10 protein-coding genes are annotated in these 16,435 nt (G+C 68.1%); all 10 read left to right on the forward strand.

Annotated elements, in window-relative coordinates; translation table 11 throughout:
- Nucleotides 1-248 precede the first annotated feature (248 nt).
- The 10 genes from J4030_RS16990 (at nt 249) to J4030_RS17035 (ending at nt 16,432) form a co-directional block, all read left to right on the forward strand.
- Nucleotides 249-641 carry a PPOX class F420-dependent oxidoreductase gene (locus J4030_RS16990; protein WP_208050428.1) on the forward strand — a complete coding sequence of 131 codons (393 nt, stop codon included), beginning with the start codon at nt 249-251 and terminating at the stop codon, nt 639-641.
- 125 nt (nt 642-766) lie between these two features.
- On the forward strand, nt 767-1,987 hold the full coding sequence (locus J4030_RS16995; RefSeq protein WP_208050429.1) for an NADP-dependent isocitrate dehydrogenase: 1,221 nt from the start codon (nt 767-769) through the stop codon (nt 1,985-1,987).
- A 4-nt stretch (nt 1,988-1,991) separates the two neighbouring features.
- Nucleotides 1,992-2,915: an NAD-dependent epimerase/dehydratase family protein gene (locus J4030_RS17000; RefSeq protein ID WP_243763544.1), complete on the forward strand. Its 924-nt coding sequence runs from the start codon at nt 1,992-1,994 to the stop codon at nt 2,913-2,915.
- 225 nt (nt 2,916-3,140) lie between these two features.
- Nucleotides 3,141-4,676, forward strand: coding sequence for a sugar transferase (locus J4030_RS17005; protein ID WP_243763545.1), 1,536 nt, complete (start codon nt 3,141-3,143; stop codon nt 4,674-4,676).
- On the forward strand, nt 4,676-5,413 hold the full coding sequence (locus tag J4030_RS17010) for a hypothetical protein (protein ID WP_208050430.1): 738 nt from the start codon (nt 4,676-4,678) through the stop codon (nt 5,411-5,413). The genes J4030_RS17005 and J4030_RS17010 overlap by 1 nt, the downstream gene beginning before the upstream one ends.
- Before the next feature lie 101 nt (nt 5,414-5,514).
- Nucleotides 5,515-10,635 carry a PKD domain-containing protein gene (locus J4030_RS17015; RefSeq protein ID WP_208050431.1) on the forward strand — a complete coding sequence of 1,707 codons (5,121 nt, stop codon included), beginning with the start codon at nt 5,515-5,517 and terminating at the stop codon, nt 10,633-10,635.
- A complete protein-coding gene (locus J4030_RS17020) occupies nt 10,632-12,641 on the forward strand; it encodes a glycosyltransferase (RefSeq protein WP_307864760.1) in 2,010 nt (669 codons plus the stop codon). Before J4030_RS17015 ends, J4030_RS17020 begins: the two co-directional genes overlap by 4 nt.
- The gene (locus tag J4030_RS17025; protein WP_243763546.1) at nt 12,638-13,615 is read left to right on the forward strand and encodes a glycosyltransferase family 2 protein; all 978 of its coding nucleotides are present in this window, start codon (nt 12,638-12,640) and stop codon (nt 13,613-13,615) included. The genes J4030_RS17020 and J4030_RS17025 overlap by 4 nt, the downstream gene beginning before the upstream one ends.
- Nucleotides 13,612-14,961, forward strand: a complete 1,350-nt coding sequence (locus J4030_RS17030; protein WP_208050432.1) for a hypothetical protein — start codon at nt 13,612-13,614, stop codon at nt 14,959-14,961. The genes J4030_RS17025 and J4030_RS17030 overlap by 4 nt, the downstream gene beginning before the upstream one ends.
- A gap of 1 nt (nt 14,962) precedes the next feature.
- Entirely contained in the window at nt 14,963-16,432 is a 1,470-nt protein-coding gene (locus J4030_RS17035) for a polysaccharide biosynthesis tyrosine autokinase (protein WP_208050433.1), read from the forward strand.
- Nucleotides 16,433-16,435 lie beyond the last annotated feature (3 nt).

Raw genomic sequence — 16,435 nt, forward strand, 5'->3', positions numbered from 1 at the left:
TACTTCGGGGTCGAGCGGGCCGAAACGAGGTGCGCGCGGCGTGGGTTGCCGTCGTTCGGGGTCGAGCGGGCCGAAACGAGGTGCGCGCGGCGTGGGTCACCGTCGTTCGGGGCCGAGCGGGCCAAAACGAGGTGCGCGCGGCGTGGGTCGCCGTCGTTTGGGGCCGAGCGGGCCGAAACGCGTCGAGACGGCAGGCTCCGCTCGTGCCTAGGCTCGGGATGACGAACCCAGCTGCCGAGGAGTCGACCATGGATCTGCCTACCCCACTGCTCGAGCTGCTGAGTGCGCCGAGCCCGTGCTTCGTGACCACGCTCATGTCGGATGGCGGCCCGCAGATCACCCAAACCTGGGTCGACACCGACGGTGAGCATGTCCTGATCAACACCGTGGTGGGCTTCCAGAAGGTCCGCAACGTCGAGCGGGATCCGCGGGTGGCCGTGGCGGTGATCGACCCGCAGGAGCCCCGGCGCTACTTCGAGGTGCGCGGCCGGGTGATCGCGATGAGCACCGACGGTGCGGCCGACCAGATCGAGGCGCTGTCGCAGCGATACACCGGCCGGTCGTACGCGTCGTACGGCGGCGCGGACCAGGAGCGGATCACCCTCACCATCGAGGCGGACTCGATCAACACCATCGGCTGAGCACGCGACCCGGCCCACCGATTCCGGCCAACGGGCCGCCCCGCGATACTCTCGCAGGGCGGCCCAGTTCCCATCCGCGACGGGCCGCCCGACGACACACCGTCCCTCGAGGAGCTACCGCCCGCATGGAGAAGATCAAGGTCAAGAACCCCATCGTCGAACTCGACGGTGATGAGATGACGCGCATCATCTGGCAGTTCATCAAGGACCGGCTGATCCATCCCTATCTGGACGTGGACCTGAAGTACTACGACCTGGGCATCGAGAACCGCGACGCGACGAACGACCAGGTGACCGTCGACTCGGCCAACGCCGTCAAGCAGTACGGCGTCGGCGTGAAGTGCGCGACCATCACGCCCGACGAGGCGCGCGTCGAGGAGTTCGGCCTGAAGGAGATGTGGCGCAGCCCGAACGGCACGATCCGCAACATCCTCGGCGGCGTGATCTTCCGTGAGCCGATCATCATCAGCAACATCCCGCGACTGGTCCCGGGCTGGACCAAGCCGATCATCATCGGCCGCCACGCCCACGGCGACCAGTACAAGGCGCAGAACTTCAAGGTCCCCGGCGCGGGCACCGTGACCATCACCTTCACCCCCGAGGGTGGCGGCAAGGAGCAGACGTACGAGGTCGCCAAGTACGGCGACGACGGCGGCGTCGCGATGGGGATGTTCAACTACAACAAGTCGATCGAGGACTTCGCGCGCGCCTCGCTCACCTACGGCCTGGACCGCAAGGTGCCCGTCTACCTGTCGACCAAGAACACGATCCTCAAGGCGTACGACGGCCAGTTCAAGGACATCTTCCAGCGCATCTTCGACAACGAGTTCAAGGCGAAGTTCGACGAGCTGGGCATCACCTACGAGCACCGGCTGATCGACGACATGGTCGCGGCGTCCCTCAAGTGGGAGGGCGGTTACCTGTGGGCCTGCAAGAACTACGACGGTGATGTTCAGTCCGACACGGTGGCGCAGGGATTCGGCTCGCTCGGCCTGATGACCTCGGTGCTGATGACCCCCGACGGCAAGACCGTCGAGGCGGAGGCCGCGCACGGCACGGTCACCCGGCACTACCGCCAGCACCAGCAGGGCAAGCCGACGTCGACCAACCCGATCGCGTCGATCTTCGCCTGGACCCGCGGCATCTCCTACCGCGGCAAGATGGACGGCACGCCGCAGGTCACCGCCTTCGCCGACACCCTCGAGCGGGTCTGCATCGAGACCGTCGAGGAAGGCAAGATGACCAAGGACCTGGCGCTGCTGATCGGCAAGGACCAGCCCTACCTGACCACGCAGGAGTTCCTCGGCGCGATCGACGAGAACCTGCAGAAGGCCATGACCGGCTGAGCCGTTGACAACGATCCTGGTCACCGGGGGAGCGGGATTCATCGGCTCGAACTTCACCCGGACCGCGCTCGCCGCGGGGCACACGGTGCGGGTGCTCGACGACCTGTCGACGGGCCTGCGTGACAACCTCGGCGACGTCGACGCCGAGGTGGTCATTGGATCGCTGACCGACCCCGAGGTGCTGGCCCGCGCGGTCGCCGGCGTCGAGCACGTCGTGCACCTCGGGGCGATCGGCAGCGTGCCCTCCAGCGTCCGGGATCCGGTGCGCTGCAACGAGGTCAATGTGACCGGCACCGTCGGGTTGATCGAGGCGGCGCGCGCCGCCGACGTACGGCACGTGGTCTTCTTCTCCTCCTCCGCGGTGTACGGCGCGAACCCGGCCACCCCGATCGGCGAGCGCGACTGGGTGCGGCCCATGTCGCCGTACGGCGTGAGCAAGCTGAGCGGTGAGCAGTACCTGCTCGCGGCGCAACAGTCCTACGGCCTGCAGACGCTGGTCTTCCGTCCGTTCAACGTCTACGGGCCGGGCCAGCGGGCCGACCACGCGTACGCCGCGGTGATCCCTGCCTTCCTCGACGCGACGCTGGCCGGGCGCCCGTTGCGCATCGAGGGCGACGGGGAGCAGACCCGCGACTTCCTCTTCGTCGCGACCGCGTGCCGGGTGCTGCTGTCAGCGGTCGAGCGCGGGGTCTGGCACCCCGAGCCGGTCAACCTCGCCTACAGCACGCAGACCTCGATCAACGACCTGGTGTCGGCCATCGGGCGCGCTGCCGGCACGCACCCGCAGGTGGAGCACGTGCCCGGCCGGGTCGGCGACGTCAAGCACTCCCGTGCCGCGAACGACACTCTGCTGCAACTGTTTCCGGACGTAGCCCCCGAGTCGTTGGATGACGGTCTGGCGGCGACCGTGACCTGGTGGACCAGCTGAACCTGCGCCGAAGCGCAGCGTAGGAGCAGGCAGGGGTCGCGACGTCGACCGCGGGCATACCACACGCGAGTGCGTTGGGGCCTGCCAAACACGACATATTGCGGCGGGCCGCGGAGCATAGCAGAGCTGCCTTCCCATCGGGTCGTTGGTGGAATGCTCATCCGAACTTGACCAGCCGTAACGGCTGGTATCACCACACGTTCGGACCACCAGAGGGGAGGGCTCATGACCGACGTCGCAGATTCGGGTGTCGTGCATCCTCCCGTTCGACAGCCCGAAGCGGTGGATCGGGTGCCCGCCATCGAGTCCTGGGGTGCCGGCGCCGCACTGCCTGTTCGTCGTGAGCGTCGGCGCACGCATGACTGGATGCGGCCGTATCTGCTCGCGGCGGTGCTCGCGGACGTGTTCTGCGCATCGGTGTGCGGGGCGGCTGCCGTGGTGGTCTCCGGCGCGGTGCCGCTGCGCGACCCGATCCCGTTCCCGTACCTGGCGCTCCTCGTTCTGAGCCCGTTCGCCTGGGCCGGGACGGTGACGGTGTGCCACGGCTACGAGCGTCGCTACCTGGGGGTCGGACCCGAGGAGTACCGCGCCTTGATCTCCGCGGCGATCCGACTGCTGGCGGTGTCGGCGTTCGTGTCCTACGCGATCTACGTCGACCGTCCCTACCTGTCCCGCTTCTTCGTCCTCGTCTACTTCCCGACGCTGTTGGGTGGTTCGCTCGTGGCGCGGTTCGCGCTGCGCAGGCAGCTGCACCGCGCCAGGTTGCGGGGGCTCGCGTGTCAGCGAGCCGTGGTGGCCGGTCGCGACCACGCCGTGCGGGACCTCGTGGCCGATCTGCACCGGGAGACGGTGCACGGCATTCGTCCCGTGGCGATCTGCAGCACGGACAACATCGACTCGGTCGGCGGCGTCCCGCGGGAAGGGTCCGTGCACGACACGGTCCAGGTCGCGCGCAAGCACGGCGCCGACGTCGTCGTGGTGGCCAGCCCCTCCGACCTGAACGGAACCGAACTGCGTCGCCTCTCCTGGGAATTGGACGACCGCGGCATCGAGCTGATCGTGTCTCCGGGAGTGGTTGAAGTGACCGGACCGCGCATGTCGATCCGGCCGGCTGCGAATCTCTCGTTGCTGCACATCGAACGACCAGCACTGCACGGTCTCAATGCCGTGACCAAGACGGCCTTCGATCGGGTGGTCGGAGGGTTGCTGGTGGTTGTGCTGGCACCCCTCTTCCTCCTCGTCGCCCTGTTCATCAAGTTCCGGGACGGCGGCGAGGTGTTCTTCCGGCAGACGCGGGTCGGGATCGACGGGAACGACTTCACGATGCTGAAGTTCCGCTCGATGGTGCCGAACGCCGAGATCCAACTGGCGACGGTCCGCGGCGATGCCGACGACGGCAACGGTGTCCTCTTCAAGCGTCACGACGATCCGCGGATCACGCCGATCGGCAAGATGCTCCGCCGCTACTCGCTCGATGAGTTGCCGCAGCTGATGAACGTCCTGCACGGCGACATGTCGATCGTGGGTCCTCGTCCGCCACTGCGGTCCGAGGTCGACGGCTACGGCGCCGACGCGGTCCGCCGGCTCCGGGTCAAGCCGGGGTTGACCGGGCTCTGGCAGGTGAGCGGGCGCAGCGACCTGCCATGGGACGAGTCGCTCCGACTGGACCTTCGGTACGTCGACAACTGGTCGATGTTCCTCGACCTGCAGATCCTCTGGCGCACGACACGTGCCGTCATTCGTGGAACGGGAGCCTACTGATGGCATTCACAACTCACTTGCACTCCGTCCGGGGCGGTAAAGGGCTGCTGATCGCGGGCGCGTGCGTGGCGCTCGGTGCCGCCGTGACGGGATGCGGGAGCTCCCCGCATGCCGCCGTGGCCGGAACGCCGGGGGCGACAGCGTCCGCCGTGCCCAACTCCGCCGCCGGGCTGACGTCGACCCCGACGCTGGGCCCGGGCGCCGACGGGTCGCAGACGTCCACCCAGCAGAAGCTGCCGAAGGGTGCGAGCACCGCCATCCCGAGCGATCCGCTCGCCTCGACGTCGGTCAGGGCGGTCAAGCGCGCCGGCAGGGCAGCGGCGCCGAACATCCCCGCGAGAGGTGGCGCCAAGCCCTTCACCGAGCCGATCACGTACGCGGACGGCTTGCGGCTGACGATCGCCAGGATGACCCAGGGCCAGGTCACCGGTCAGGGGCCGGGCGTGTTCTCCGGCCGGACGGTGACCGACTTCCACGTCACGCTGACCAACGGCACCAAGAAGGCCCTGTCCTTCGATGCGGTGATCGTGACCGTCAGTTACGGCTCACCGGCTCGGGTCGCTCACCTCGTCTACGACAAGAACTCGGTCGACTTCGCCAGCACGGTCCAGCCCGGCAGATCCGCGAACGCCGTCTACGGATTCTCGGTGCCCACAGCGGACCTGGGCAACGTCACGATGACCGTCGACCTCGACGGGATCCATGAGCTCGCGATGTTCCGAGGAAAGGTCACGTGACCGTGCGTCGTCCTCGCCCCACCGTCTCCCGCATCAACACGGCCCACCCCATGACCCCCGTTCATTCGACGGGCGCCCGAACGCATTGCCCAGGAGCAACGATGACCGCCTTCCGAACCGCCCTGTCGCAGCGGTTGACTCGCTTGATCGCGATGACGATCGCGATGGTGCTGCTCACCTTCGGCATGGTGATCGTCTCGGGTGCGACGCCCGCGAGGGCCGACACGGATCCGCCGGCGGGCACCCCGGCGACCGTGAGCGACGACGCCCTGCCGACCTGGCAGATCAACGGCGTGGTGTGGAGCCAGGTCACGATCGGCAACACCGTGTACGCCGCCGGCGAGTTCTCGCAGGCGCGTCCGCCGGGCGTGCCGGTGGGGGGAGCCGGATCGGTCAACGTGGGCAACCTGATCGCCTACGACATCACCACGGGCAACCTGATCACCTCGTTCAACCACATCCTCAACGCCCAGGCACTGGTCATCACGAAGTCTCCCGACAACTCACGCATCTACGTCGGCGGTGACTTCACGACCGTCGACGGTCAGGCACGCGCGCACATCGCGGCGTTCGACGTCGCCACCGGTGCGCTCAACGCGTCGTTCCACCCGAGCACCGACCAGACGATCAAGGCGATCACCGCGACGAACTCGACCGTCTACGCCGGTGGACAGTTCGCCTCCGCAAGTGGAGCCCCGCGTGCCCGGCTCGCGGCGTTCAACGCCAGCAACGGCGCGCTGCTGCCGTGGGCGCCGAAGAGCGACGGCAACTACGTCTGGACGATGATCATGACCCCCGACCAGTCCAAGGTCGTGATCGGCGGTCAGTTCCAGTACCTCAACGGCCAGGAGACCGACGGGCTGGCGGCAGTCGACCCGGTCAGCGGGAGCCTGGTCCCGTGGGCTGCCTCCACGAAGATCCCGGACGCGCTGAACGGCGCCATCATGGGCCTCAGTACGGACGGCACGTCCATCTACGGATCGGGCTTCGCGTTCGGTAGCGGCGCGTCGTTCGAAGGCGAGTTCTCGCTCAACCCTGCGGACGGGTCGATCAACTGGCTCAACGACTGCCAGGGCGACACCTACAACACCTACCCCATGAACGGGGCGCTCTACACGGTCAGCCACGTGCACAACTGCGAGATGATCGGCGGGCTGACCCAGCTCAGCGACTGGAGCATCAACCAGAAGCACGCACTGGCGTTCTCGACGACGTCCTCCGGACAGAACGACCGGGGACCTGACCAGTACGGGTGGAACTACAGCGCGTACCAGTACAGCAAGCTGCTGACCTGGTACCCCAACTTCCTCTTCGGCTCCTACACGAAGCAGAAGCAGTCCGGGTGGTCGATCACCGGCAACGGCGACTACCTGGCGATCGGCGGGGAGTTCCCCGCGGTCAACGGCAAGGCGCAGTACGGCCTGACCCGATTCGCCGTGAAGAGCAAGGCTCCGAACAAGATGGGCCCCGCGGCGTGTTACGCCGCTCCGGCCCCGTCCGCCCTGGCCGTCGGCGGGGGATCGGCGCGGGTCTCGTGGCAGGCAGCGACGGATCCGGACAACGCGAACCTGACCTACAAGGTCTACCGGTCGGGCACGTCCGCGCCGATCTACACGACGACGCAGAGCAACGAGTACTGGAACTGCCCACAGATGGGATACCGCGACACCGGCCTCACCGGCGGGACTGCCTATACCTACAAGATCACCGCGTCGGACTCGTCCGGTAATACCTACACGTTGCCGACGACCAACTCGGTCACGCCGGCCAGTGGTGCGACGAGCAAGTACGACCAGGACGTCGTGAACGACGGTGCCGGGGACTTCTGGACCCTGGGCGAGCCGAGCGGCAGCACGGTCTACGACAACGCCGGGTTCAACGACGCGACGGCCCAGTCCGATGTCACTCGCGGGGCGAGCGGGCCGATCACTGGCGACCCCACGACGGCCACGACGTTCGGCGGAAGCTCCAACGGGTTCGTCGCGACGAACTCCACGGTGCCGGTGACCCCGGCCCTGAGTGTGGAGGCGTGGATCAAGACGACGACCACCAGTGGAGGCAAGATCGTCGGATACGGCGATTCCAACACCGGGAACAGCGGTAGCTACGACCGGCACATCTACATGGACAACGCCGGGCACGTCATCTGGGGGGTCTACCCCGGTTCGGTGCAGGTCGTCCAGAGTCCCAAGACCTACAACGACGGCACCTGGCACCACATCGTCGCCTCTCTCGACCCCACGGCCGGCATGGCGTTGTATGTCGACGGGAAGAAGGTCGGCGCCAACACGAACGCCACCTCCGGGCAGCCCTACAGCGGTTACTGGAAGATCGGCGGCGACAACCTGGGCAGTTGGTACAACCAGCCGAGCAGCAACTACTTCGCGGGGACGATCGGCGACGTCGCCATCTACCCGACCGCACTCAGCCTGGCGCAGGTTCAGACGCACTTCACCGATGGCGGTGGCACTCTCACCGGTCCCTCGGCGCCGACGGACGCCTACGGCAAGGCCGTCTACAACTCGAATCCGGATCTCTTTTGGAGACTGGACGACACGAGCGGATCGACTGCCGCCGACGCGAGCCGCAACGGGGAGACCGGTGCCTACTCCGGTGGCACGACGCTGGGCCAGCCGGGCGCGCTCGGAGCTCAGGGCACCGCTGTGACCTTCAACGGCACGGACGGGACCATCGGCTCCGCTGACCCGGTCAGCGGCCCGTCGGTGTACTCCGAAGAGCTGTGGTTCAACACGACGACCACGTCCGGTGGCAAACTCATCGGTTTCGGTGATCAGCAGAGCGGGAACAGCAGCAACTACGACCGCCACGTCTACATGACTGCCGACGGCAGGCTGAACTTCGGTGTGTGGACCGGCCAGGCCAACGTCATCACCTCGCCCAACTCCTACAACGACGGCAAGTGGCACCACATGGTCGCCACCCAGGGCCCGGACGGCATGACCCTCTATGTCGACGGGCAGGGCGTCGCCAGTGGGTCGCAGACCCAGGCGCAGCCCTACACGGGCTACTGGCGCGTGGGTGGCGACAGTTCGTGGGCCGACAGCAACTACTTCGCCGGAACCATCGACGAAGCGGCGGTCTACTCGACCGAGCTCAGCGCCAGCACCGTTCAGGCGCACTACCTCGCGGGGGGTGGCACCCTCCCGAATCAGTCTCCGGTTGCTGCGTTCACATCCTCGGCGAGCAACCTGACGGGGTCGTTCGACGGGTCGGGTTCGACCGATCCGGACGGGACGGTGGCGTCGTACTCGTGGAACTACGGCGACGGCACGACCGCGGGGTCCGGGGTCAGCCCGACGCACGCCTACACCGCAGCCGGCACGTACACCGTGACGTTGACGGTGACCGACAACCAGGGCGCCACCAACTCGGTGTCGCACAACATCACGGTCACGGCACCGCCGGTGAATCAGTCTCCGGTTGCCGCGTTCACGTCCTCGGCGAGCAACTTGACCGGATCGTTCGACGGGTCGGGTTCGACCGATCCGGACGGGACGGTCGCGTCGTACTCGTGGAACTACGGTGACGGCACGACAGCGGGGTCCGGGGTCAGCCCGACGCACGCGTACACCGCAGCCGGCACGTACACCGTGACGCTCACGGTGACCGACAACCAGGGCGCGACCAACTCGGTGTCGCACAACATCACGGTGACGGCACCACCGGTGAATCAGCCTCCGGTTGCTGCGTTCACGTCCTCGGCAAGCAACCTGACGGGGTCCTTCGACGGGTCGGGTTCGACCGATCCCGATGGGACGGTGGCGTCGTACTCGTGGAACTACGGTGACGGCAGCACCGCGGGGTCCGGCGTGCAGCCGAGCCACGTGTATGCCGCGGCGGGGACCTACACGGTGACGTTGACGGTGACCGACAACCAGGGCGCCACCAACTCGGTGTCGCACAACATCACGGTCACGGCACCGGTGAACCAGCCTCCGGTTGCTGCGTTCACGTCCTCGGCGAGCAACCTGACCGGGTCCTTCGACGGGTCGGGTTCGACCGATCCGGACGGGACGGTCGCGTCATACGCGTGGAACTACGGTGACGGCACTGCCGCTGGTACGGGTGCGAAGCCCAGCCACGTCTATGCCGCGGCCGGCACATACAACGTGACGTTGACTGTCACCGACAACCAGGGCGCGACGAACTCGGTCTCGCACAGCATCACGGTTACCGCACCGGTGAATCAGCCTCCGGTTGCTGCGTTCACGTCCTCGGTGAGCAACCTGACGGGGTCCTTCGACGGGTCGGGTTCGTCCGATCCGGACGGGACGGTGGCGTCGTATTCGTGGAACTACGGCGACGGCACGACCGCTGGTACGGGTGCCAAGCCCAGCCACGTGTACGCCGCAGCCGGCACATACAACGTGACGCTGACGGTGACCGACAACCAGGGCGCGACCAACTCGGTCTCGCACCCGGTGACGGTGTCCCAGCCGGCACCGGTGACCCTCGCATCCGACGACTTCCAACGGACCGTCGCGAGCGGCTGGGGATCGCTGGACTCCGGGGGCGCCTGGACGACGTCCGGCTCGGGCCTGTCGGTCAACGGCAATGTGGGCCTGTTGGCCACGGCCAAGGCGGGCGGCAGCTCGATGGCCTGGGCGAACGGCATCAGCTCATCGAACTCCGATGTGCGCGTGCAGTTCTCGATGGACAGCGCGCCCACCGGTGGCGGCATGTACGTCTACGTCGTCGGTCGACGGGTGACCGGGGTCGGTGACTACCGCGCGAAGGTGTGGCTGCGCAGCGACGGGAAGGTCGGTCTTGCGATCAGCCGGATGGACGGGACCACCGAGGTGGCAGCCGTTCCGCTCCAGACGATCAGCGGTCTGACGTACACGCCCGGCACGATGCTCAACGTCCGGTTCGACGCCACGGGCACCAGTCCGACGACGCTGCAGGCGAAGGTCTGGGCATCCGGCACCACCGAACCGGCCACCTGGCAGGTGCAGACGACCGATGCGACGGCGGCGTTGCAGGTGCGCGGCGGGGTCGGCCTCGGGTCCTTCCTCTCCGGGACCGCGACGACGCTCCCCGTCACCCTGTCCTTCGACACCCTGCGGGTGTACGACGCGACCACCCTGAACGCCCAGCAGATGAAGGCGATGGCCAAGGGTGTTCCGACGCAGCGCCTCCAGCTGGTCACGAAGGCGAACGCCGCGAAGCTGCACGCAGTCTCCAGGTGGAGCAAGCCGTGACGGTCATCGACAAGAGGCCGTTGCGGGGCAGCTCTGGAGCCGCGTGCGCGGGTCTGCCCCGCTGTGCGGTCGTCGTCGTCAACTACGGCTCGCACGCGTTGCTGGAGCGCAACCTCGTCCCGTTGCACCTCGAAGAGCCGGAGCTCGACGTGGTGGTCGTGGACAACTTCACGACGCACGACGAACAACGGGCCGTGCGACGACTCGGCGAGCAGTACGGCTGGACCGTCGTCGCCGAGACGGAGAACCGAGGGTTCGGGGCCGGCGTCAACCGGGGCGCGTACGAGGCGTTCTCCCGCGGCGCCAAGCAGGTGCTGATGCTCAACCCCGATGCGGCGATCAGCCGTGCGAGTCTCGCCCGGCTACGGGAGGAGGCGACTGCTGATCCGTGGCGGCTGGTGGCGCCGACCATCCGGACACCGGAGGGCCGCACCTGGTTCGCCGGGTCCGTCGTCGACCTGGCGACGGGTGCCGTCCGACGGGGCGACCCGTCGGGGCCGCAGGAGACCCGCTGGCTGAGCGGTGCCTGCCTGCTCGTCAGCAGGACGCTCTGGGAGTTGGTCGGCGGGTTCGACGAGCGCTACTTCCTCTACTGGGAGGACATCGATCTGTCCTACCGCGTGCAGCAGGCCGGTGGGCGGCTCGAGGTGGTCGGCGACGCCGTGGCGACGCACGATCAGGGAGGCACCCAACACACGCGCACCGCACGGGCGAAGTCGGACGCCTACTACTACTACATGGTGCGGGGCCGGCTGCTCTTCTGCCGTACGCACCTCCCGACCATTCAGCGGATGCGCTGGCAGGTCACGGCTCCGCGCTACGCGTGGGGGGTCGTGCTGCACGGGGGTCGACGGCAGTTGTTGCACTCGGTGAATCCGGTGCTCTCCGCCGCTCGGGGTGTCCGGGACGGTGTGCTGAGCCCCGGCAAGCGCCGGAACGCCTCCACAGGCGGTGGCTCCCGCCCGAAGCCGCTCGTCGTGCTGCAGTCCGTGCCGCGCCCGCTGCCCACGACCAACCCCTACAACGTGATGCTGGCCGATGCGCTCGCCGCGCACCCGGCCATCGACCTGCGGATGTTCTCTTGGCGCGAGGCGCTGCTCCACCGGCACGACGTCTTCCACGCGCACTGGCCTGAGAGCCTCGTCGTACGACGGGATCTGCCGAAGACCGTGCTGCGACGGCTGCTCTTCGGCGCCCTGCTGGTGAAGTGGCGGCTCGTCGGCACTGCGGTCGTGCGCACCGTGCACAACGTGGAAGGACCGTCGGGGATCAGCAGATTCGAACAGTGGATGCTGGCAGATCTCGAACGTCGTACGACCGGCCGGATCACGCTCAACCCGTTCACGCGGGTCGGGTCCGACCACCCCGTGCAGCTGGTGGTGCACGGGCACTACCGACCGTGGTTCGCCGGGTTCCCTGAGCCGGAGATCGTCCGGGGGAGGCTCGCGTTCTTCGGGATGATCCGTCGCTACAAGGGCGTCGACACCCTGGTGGAGGCCTTCCGCGCGTCCGACCGGGCAGATCTCACCCTCAGCGTCGCCGGGAAACCGTCGAGCCGGTCGCTCGCCGACGATCTCGTCAGGACGGCCGACGGTGATCGCCGCATCACCATAAGCTTCGACTTCCTGGACACCGCGGCGCTCGTGGCCCATGTCGGCCGTGCGGAGCTCGTCGTGCTGCCGCACACCGAGATGCACAACTCCGGCAGCGCCATCGCCGCCCTCTCGCTCGACCGCCCGGTGCTGATGCAGGACAACGTGGTCAATCGGTGGCTGCGCGACGAGGTGGGGCCGGGCTGGGTCCAGTTGTACGACGGCGATCTGACGTCCGACGCGCTGTCCGGCGCGATCGATGCGCTGCGCGCCGCGCCCCCGCGCGCCCGCCCGGACCTGACCCTGCGCGACTGGACCCGGGTCGCCGACCTGCACGCCGATCTCTACCGCGCCGCTCAGCGCGACCGTCGCGCAGACGCCGTGGCCCGCGATGCGTCCCGCGACGCGCGATGATGCCCGACCAGGCGGCCGCGCGGCACCCTGTGCCGCCGCTCAGCGTCGTCATCGCGGTGCTGACCTACCGACGACCCGAGCTGCTCGCCGCCAACCTCGCCAAGATCTGCGAACAGGTCGAGCACGTGACCTGGGGCCGCTACGGCGGCTCCCCTCGTCTGCGATCGCAGGTGCTCGTCGTCGACAACGACCCGGACGGCAGCGGCCGGGCTGCCGTGGCCGACGGTGCACCGGGCGTCCGGTACGTGATCGAGAGCGTGCCCGGCATCGCAGCCGCGCGGAATCGCGCGCTGCGGGAGGCGGCGGGTCATGACCTGCTCGTCTTCATCGACGACGACGAGGAACCGCTGCCGGGCTGGCTCGACAGCCTGTTGCTGGTGTGGGAGCAGACCGGCGCGGCCGGTGTCGTGGGGCGCGTCGTCCCGGCGTACCAGGTGACGCCCGCGCCGTGGATCGAGGCCGGCGGGTTCTTCGTCCGGAAGACGATGCCCACGGGGACCCGCCGTCCCGCGGCGGCCGCCGGCAACCTGCTGCTGGACCTGAAGCAGCTCGAGCCCACCGGCATCGGTTTCGACGAGCCGTTCGGTCTGACCGGGGGCGAGGACACGCTGATGACCCGCCGGATGGTGACCCAGGGACTGCAACTCGTCTGGTGCGACGAGTCGGTGGCGAAGGACCTGATCCCGGCCGAGCGGCTGACCCGGCGGTGGGTGCTCAGCCGAGCCTGGAGCCACGGCAACACCCAGGCGCTCATCGACGTGCATCTGACGCCGGCCGGCACCCGGCGCACGGCGATGCGCATCACACTCGGGGTGACCGGTGCGGGCCGTGTCCTCGCCGGTGCCGGACAGTTCGCGCGCGGTGTCCTCCGGCGTTCGCTGCGCGATCGTGCGCGCGGGGCGCGACTGATCATGCGCGGCGCCGGGTTCGCGACCGGTGCCTGGGGCATGGCGTTCGAGGAGTACGCGCGATGACCGCCCTGGCCGGGTTCAGCGCGCTCAGCGCGAAGATGTCGCCCGAACGGCTGTCCCTGCTGTTCCCGGCACTCGGTGTGCTGCTCGTCGTCCTCCTGGCGGCGCGGACCCGACCGCGCGCCGCGGCCGGGCTGTGGTTCGTCGTCATCTGCTTCGTGCCGTGCTGGGTGCAGGTGACGCTCAAGTACTCGTTCCCGGCCGCCACCATCCTGAGCATCCTGCTGGTGCTCGCGGCGTTCCCCACCGTGCCGAAGGACTTCGGGATCGGCGACTGGATGATGATCGGATTCTTCCTCTTCGCCATCGCGCCGTACCTGTTCGGTCTCAACGACCGGTCCTCGACCATGATCCTGCTCACCTACTGGGGCCCCGCCTACCTCCTCGGCCGCACCATGGTGCTGCGCACCGGGGTGGACTGGTTGTATCGCTGCGCCGCAGCCCTCTTCACCGTCGTCGCGGTCGGTGCGGTGATCGAGTTCGCCTTCTCCTGGAACCCGTTCGTCGGGATCCGCCTGAACAACGCCCTCTACCAGACCTGGGGGACGCTGCAGGAACGTGGCGGGGTGCTGCGGGCCGAGGGGGCGTTCGGTCACTCCATCGCGCTCGGCGCATCCATCGCACTCGTCATACCGCTGGTGATTGCCTCCCGGTTCAGCTTGCGAACCCGGGCTCTGATGGTGTTGGCCATGCTCGCCGCGGAGGTGGCGACCTTCAGCCGCGCAGGGATGGTCAGCGCGGCGCTGGCGGTCGCCCTGATGGCGCTGTTCGGTCGCGAGGGACTGAGCCCGAGACTCCGAGGGCTGGTCCTTGCGGTCCTGGTCGTGGTCGCGATCTGCGCCGCTCCTCTGGTCACGGGTACCTACGCCAAGGCCGGCACCGAGGCCTCCAACAGCGCGGACTACCGGCTCTCGCTCACCTCGTTGATTCCGCGGATCGCGTTGGTCGGCAAGTCTCCGGACATGTACGTGTCGGCGAACGGCACGCACTACGTCGGGCAGTTTCGGTCGATCGACAGCGCCCTCATCCTGCTCGGGCTGACCTACGGGCTGATCCCGCTCCTCATCATGTGCGCCATGTTGCTCGGCGGCGTGTACCTGCTCGTCAGCAGGCAGGCCACGGCACCGACGGTCGCCGTCGTGGCACAGCTGCCCGCGTTCCTCAGCGTCGCGATGATCACGCAGTACCAGGTACTCGTCTGGTTCATGGTGGGTCTGGCGGTCTGCACCCAGGCGATGCGCAACCACGACGACCATCCGGTGCCGACGGCGATCCGCCGACCGGCGCCACTTCGACGACCCGTGCACGCCAGCAGCGGCAGCCTTGTCGCTTCGAGAGGGAATGACTGATATGCAACTGACAGATCACCTACGTGTCCTGCGTCGGCGCTGGATCCTGATCGCCGTCATCGCGGTGTTCGGTGTCGTGTGCGCCGGAGGGGCATCCCTCCTCTCGACCCCCCAGTACGACGCGAAGTCCATCGTCTACTTCTCGTTGCCGAACGGCACGTCCGGGCTTGACCTGCAGGCAGGGTCGTCGTACGCGCAGTCGCAGGTCGAGTCGTACGCCGAACTGGCCACGACACCGGCGGTGCTCGAGCCGGTCATCACGCAGTACGCGCTGACGACCTCGAGCAACGCATTGGCCGGCGCGTTGTCGATCACCGTCGTGCAGGGCACGTCACTCATCTCGGTGGTCGCATCCGATCCTTCACCGGCGAGAGCTGCCCTGCTCTCGAACGCCGTGGCGGACAGCCTGGGTCGGCAGGTGACGGCCTTCTCGCCGCGCGATACGGCCGACAAGGCGAGCGTCACTGCTCGGATCGTCACGCAGGCGAAGAAGCCGATGGCACCATCGAGTCCGAAGACGAAGCGCAATGTGATCGCCGGACTCCTCGGTGGTCTGCTGATCGGGGTGGTCGCGGCCGTGCTCCGTGAGATGACGGACACCCGACTGCTCGATGCCGAGGACGTGAAGGAGCTCACCAACGCCCCGGTCATCGGTCGGGTCGTGTCCGGGTTCACCGCGAACGACGTGGCGCTGCGTAACGTCTACTCGCCCGGCATGGAAGGGATCCGGCGCGTCCGGACCAACCTGAAGTTCCTCGGTGTCGAGCAGCGACCCTTGGCCGTCGCGATCACGTCCGCGCTGTCGGGAGAGGGCAAGTCGACGATCGCCGTCAGTCTGGCGCACGCTCTGGGTGAGTCCGGTCAGAGCGTCCTGCTGATCGACGCCGACCTGCGACGCCCCGCGGTCGGGCGGATGACGAACCTCGACGATTCCGTGGGGCTGACCACCGTCCTCATCGGCGCGGTCGAACTCGACGATGCGCTGCAGTCCTGGGGCACGACCGGCGTCGACGTCCTGGCCGCCGGAGCGGTGCCGCCGAACCCGAGCGAACTGCTGGAGTCGCAGGCCATGGAGCGGCTGATGAAGGAAGCGCGGGCGCGCTACGACGTCGTCGTCATCGACACGGCCCCCCTCGTGCCGGTCGTCGAGTCGGCGGCACTGGCCCGAATGGTCTCCGGTTACGTCCTCGTGGCCCGGTCCGGAGCGGTGAGGTCCCAGGAGTTCGCCGAGGCGCTGTCGACCCTGGAGAACGTCGACGGCCGGGTCTACGGCGTCGTGCTGAACGGCGTTGCCGACCGGCGCACCCCGTACGGGTACCACCCCGTCGACCACGACGACGCCTCCGGGCCGACCTCGCGGGGAAGCCGGCGGGAGCACAAGGACGTCCCCGTCGCCCCGCAGCAGACCCGGTCGCGCGCCAAGCGGATCCCGGTGATCTCCGGTTCGACCGCGGCCCGAGTGACGCATTAGCTC

It is taken from the genome of Allobranchiibius sp. CTAmp26 (assembly GCF_017565405.1).
In the GTDB taxonomy this organism is placed as follows: Bacteria; Actinomycetota; Actinomycetes; order Actinomycetales; family Dermatophilaceae; genus Allobranchiibius.